We start from the raw sequence: 3,625 nt of genomic DNA on the forward strand, positions 1-3,625 counted from the left end.
GGTTGCGGCCGACTTCCAGGCGGGTGGCGAAGTGGTCGCCGTGCAACTGGCGCACCCGGCTGTTGGCCCCGTCGCAGGCGACGATCAGGCCGCCGGTGGTCGGTCAGGCGGAGTGGCTGTAGCGGGACTTGAGGGCGTCCACGACCTGCGGCAGGACCTCGCACAGCTTCTCGGGTATGTCGGTGTGGTGGCGGGAGTCGTCCAGCGCCCCCAGCAGGACGACCGGCCCGTAGAAGCAGTACGGCAGCTGCTTGCAGTAGATGCCGTTGATCAGCGAGGTGACGTACAGGTTCTCCTGCTTGCGGGCCTTGCCGTCGGCGTCGACGGCCACCGACAGTCGGCGCTTGCCGTCGGGGCGGGCGTAGTGGGCGATCTCCACCCAGCCGTCGACCTGCCCGCGCAGCGCCTCCACCAGGCCCGTGCTGTCGACGGGCAGCTGCACGTCGGTGAGGGTGCCGTCGACGTCGAGACGGACACCGCGAATGGTTTGGCTCATGACTGTTCTCGCAATCGGATGAGAGCGGGGGCCGCCGCGGTGGCGGCCCCCCGGGGGCGGTCAGAACGGGCGGAGCTGCAGGGAGAGTTCGGTGAGCAGCTGGCGGCCGACGTGCAGCGCATGGCCGGTGGAGAACTCGTCACCCTCGGCGCGGGCGGCCATCTCCACGACACACTTGAGGATTGCCTCGGGCATGCAGGCGATCCACGTGCCGTACGGCTGGCCGTAGTTGGCCGTGCGCCAGGTCGCGGTCAGGGTCTTGTCGACGGTGACCACGGCCTGGCCGGCGGCCTCGACGGTCAGGCCGAACCGCTCGGCGAGCAGGGCCTGCAGGTGCGGGCCCTCCAGGACGTTGGCGAGACGTTCGGCGATCGCGCCGGTGGTGAGGCGGTAGGGGGCGGCGAGCGGGTCGGTGAGTGCGGTCGTGTTCAAGGCTTCCTCCAAGAAGGCCGTTGGTCGTGCGGGCGCGTGACCGGCCGCCCACCTGTGCGGGTGGGTGGCCGGTCGCGGACAGGGTCAGAACCAGATGGCGCGGTACGCGGCCAGCTGCTCCAGGGCGGGGGTGAAGCCCCCGGAACGGGTCAGGACGAGGCTGGCCGTGTCGATCGGGCCGCACTCGGGGTGAATGAGCTGGAACGAGACCGCCAGCTCGCCGAGCGCCGCCCCGAGCGCGCAGGTGATCTTGAGGATGAGCGGGTCGTTGCCGTAGCGGACGTAGAGGCTGTTGCCGACAGTGGCGGTGGTGCTGTCCTCGTCCTCACCGAGGCAGTCGGCGAACTGGCTGAGGATCTGCTTGGGCATCACGGGCTCCTCCAAGAGGCCGATTGGTCGGGGCGGGCGCCCCGGCGTGTCATAGAACTGGTTGAGTGTTGTGGCACACACGGTGAGCGGCCCGGCCTGCGGGCCGGACCGCTCACCACCCCTGCCGGTTTCCTACTTCGCGAAGGTTCGAACACCGCACAGCTGGCCCTGCGGTCCGTTGTCCCAATCGACAACGAACTTGTGGACGGCACTGGTGTTCCCGCTGGCCTGACGCTTCCAGGTGGTCTTCACCTCGCGGACAGTCCCACAGTCCCCGGTCTGGCCGTGTTCGACGGTGTCTCCGACGTTGTAACGACGCATCGTCGTCTCCCTCTACATTCTGTTGGTGCGGTTGAGAGTTGTGGCACACGCAGCGATGGGCGGCGGCGCCAGCCGCCACCCATCGCCAGCCGTCACGCTTCCTTGACCGTGACCACACCGTTCTCGTCGAGCGTCGTGACGCTGATGAGCGTGCCGAAGCACCGCAGTTCAGCGACCGTGTGATCGTCGCCGTAGCGAACCGTCAGCTCCCAGCTGCCGGCCAGCCCGCAAGACGCCTTCGACTCAGCCTGCCCGCCCATGGCGCGCTCCCTATCCTGTTGTCGGCGGGGGGACCCTTTCCCTTCCCGCTGCTCCTCTTATTTTAGTGCTGTTTCGGCGGGGGTCAACGACTTTTCTCAAAAAAAATGCAGGTCAGGACGCTGCAACCTCGCCGTTCGCTCGGGCCACGGCACCGCGTCCAGCGCCCGCCGATGCGAGTCCGGCACCACCGCCAGCGGCCAGCCCGCCCAGTGCAAGCCCATCGCGGCGAGGACGAACGCGCCCGCCTTGCCGTAGGGGCCCGGCCCCTCGCATGGGAGGCCGTACCGCTCGGCGACCGCGTTACGCACCACGCCTTTGGCGATGCGGGCCCGCTTGGCCTGCGGATCGTCCTCGGCCGGGTCGGCGCTGCCGGTTGCGTAGATCGTCCGCGAGCGCGGGTCGGCCACCGCGTACGGGATGCGCCGCTCCCACAGGTCGTGGGTGAGGATCCACCACAGGCCCGCCTCGTGATGCCCGGCCTGCCCGCCCCGCCCATACGCCGCGCCCTCGATGACCACCAGGTCGGCCGCGCGGGTGCGCTGCCGGATCTCTCCGCGCAGCCACCGCAGCCGGTGATGCCCACGGCCCGTGCAGCGCAGCGCATCGGCCCAGCCGTCACCGGCGATGCCCGTGCACGCCAGCGACGGGCTGATGCCGATCACCAGCGGGGGCGCGAGGGTCCGCGCGGCCGGCGTGACGGGCTGCAGGATGAGACTGCTCAACGAAGCCTCCTCGAGGGACGTAGAACAACGCAGTGGTCAGGCGGCCAGTGCCATGCGCAGCGCCGAGCCGTCGGCGCGCAGCGGCAGCGGCCCCAGTTCGCGGGCGCGGGCGACGATCTCGGCCATGGACAGGCCGTGCTTGAAGGTGTGGCCCAGCTGCTGTTCCAGGGCCAGGTACCGTTCGGCGAGCTGAGGGCGCAGGCGGGCGGCCGTCACAAGGCTGTCCTCGTCGGCGAGGACGCAGAAGCTGCAGGACAGGCGCTTCATGCCCGAGTCGTACGCCGGGTGGTAGGGGGTTCCGGCATCCCCGATGGCCTGCCAAACGTCCCGGTCGGTCCAGCGCAGAATCGGCAGCCAGGTGGTGATGGTGCGCCGCCCGCTGGAGGCAGCTTCATCCGTGGTGACGTCCGCGCGGCGGGCGCGGGCGGCTGACTCCGCTGCGCGCAGGCCGAGGCAGTTGACGATGCGGGCGGGCCGCTCCAGGCCGAGCTGCGCGACCAGCTCGGTGATCAGGACACGGACCGGGCCGCGTTTTTGGTCGCTGGTGCAGTAGCGGGCTCCCGCCGACGGCCAGGCGGGAGTGGTGGTGTCGCCCCTGGCGCGCAGCTTGTGGTGTCGCTCGGCGATCTGCGTGAGCAGGTCGCCTTGGGTGCGCTGTCGTACATGGAAGGGCAGGTCGTAGTGGCGGGCCTGCGCGGCGGCCAGCTCGACCGTGCCCGGCCATTCAACGTCACCGAGGTCGCAGTGCACGACCTGCAGGCGGTCCAGCACGCCGGCGACGTCGGCGAGTTGGACGAGGTGATGAAGCATGGCCTGGCTGTCCTTGCCCGCACTGGAGTTCGCCAGGATGAGGTCGGCGTCGGCGAGGTCGGGCGTGGGGGGCGGGGGCGTCTCGAAGAGGGCTGTCTGCACGGGGTGTTTCCTTCCTGGTTGGTGGGGGCCGCGCCCGCGGGATGAGGTCACCGCGGGTGAACGCGGGGCGCTCGGCGATCAGGTCCATATGGGCCTCGTAGTACGCGTCGAG

The 3,625-nt window shown here is 70.1% G+C and carries 7 protein-coding genes; all 7 read right to left on the reverse strand.

The genetic code is table 11. The features are described from left to right. Positions 1–103 precede the first annotated feature (103 nt). Positions 104–496, reverse strand: a complete 393-nt coding sequence (locus ACWEK3_RS42105; RefSeq protein WP_453252236.1) for a hypothetical protein — start codon at positions 494–496, stop codon at positions 104–106. Between the two features lie 60 nt (positions 497–556). Next, entirely contained in the window at positions 557–928 is a 372-nt protein-coding gene (locus ACWEK3_RS42110) for a hypothetical protein (RefSeq protein WP_453252237.1), read from the reverse strand. Between the two features lie 84 nt (positions 929–1,012). Further along, the gene (locus tag ACWEK3_RS42115) at positions 1,013–1,297 is read right to left on the reverse strand and encodes a hypothetical protein (protein ID WP_453252238.1); all 285 of its coding nucleotides are present in this window, start codon (positions 1,295–1,297) and stop codon (positions 1,013–1,015) included. A 132-nt stretch (positions 1,298–1,429) separates the two neighbouring features. After that, positions 1,430–1,618 (reverse strand): hypothetical protein, encoded by a 189-nt coding sequence (locus tag ACWEK3_RS42120; protein WP_453252239.1) that lies wholly within the window; start codon positions 1,616–1,618, stop codon positions 1,430–1,432. 92 nt (positions 1,619–1,710) lie between these two features. Continuing rightward, positions 1,711–1,878, reverse strand: a complete 168-nt coding sequence (locus ACWEK3_RS42125) for a hypothetical protein (protein WP_453252240.1) — start codon at positions 1,876–1,878, stop codon at positions 1,711–1,713. A 96-nt stretch (positions 1,879–1,974) separates the two neighbouring features. Continuing rightward, positions 1,975–2,601 carry a hypothetical protein gene (locus tag ACWEK3_RS42130; protein ID WP_453252241.1) on the reverse strand — a complete coding sequence of 209 codons (627 nt, stop codon included), beginning with the start codon at positions 2,599–2,601 and terminating at the stop codon, positions 1,975–1,977. 36 nt (positions 2,602–2,637) lie between these two features. After that, entirely contained in the window at positions 2,638–3,513 is an 876-nt protein-coding gene (locus tag ACWEK3_RS42135; RefSeq protein WP_453252242.1) for a phosphoadenosine phosphosulfate reductase domain-containing protein, read from the reverse strand. Positions 3,514–3,625: the final 112 nt, after the last annotated feature.

It is taken from the genome of Streptomyces sp. NPDC004721 (genome assembly GCF_053601495.1).

What these genes read in the sequence shown, in the direction of transcription:
- ACWEK3_RS42125 (WP_453252240.1), bottom strand. Translation starts at nt 1,878, where the DNA reads ATGGGCGGGCAGGCTGAGTCGAAGGCGTCTTGCGGGCTGGCCGGCAGC.
- ACWEK3_RS42120 (WP_453252239.1), bottom strand. Translation starts at nt 1,618, where the DNA reads ATGCGTCGTTACAACGTCGGAGACACCGTCGAACACGGCCAGACCGGG.
- ACWEK3_RS42115 (WP_453252238.1), bottom strand. Translation starts at nt 1,297, where the DNA reads ATGCCCAAGCAGATCCTCAGCCAGTTCGCCGACTGCCTCGGTGAGGAC.
- ACWEK3_RS42105 (WP_453252236.1), bottom strand. Translation starts at nt 496, where the DNA reads ATGAGCCAAACCATTCGCGGTGTCCGTCTCGACGTCGACGGCACCCTC.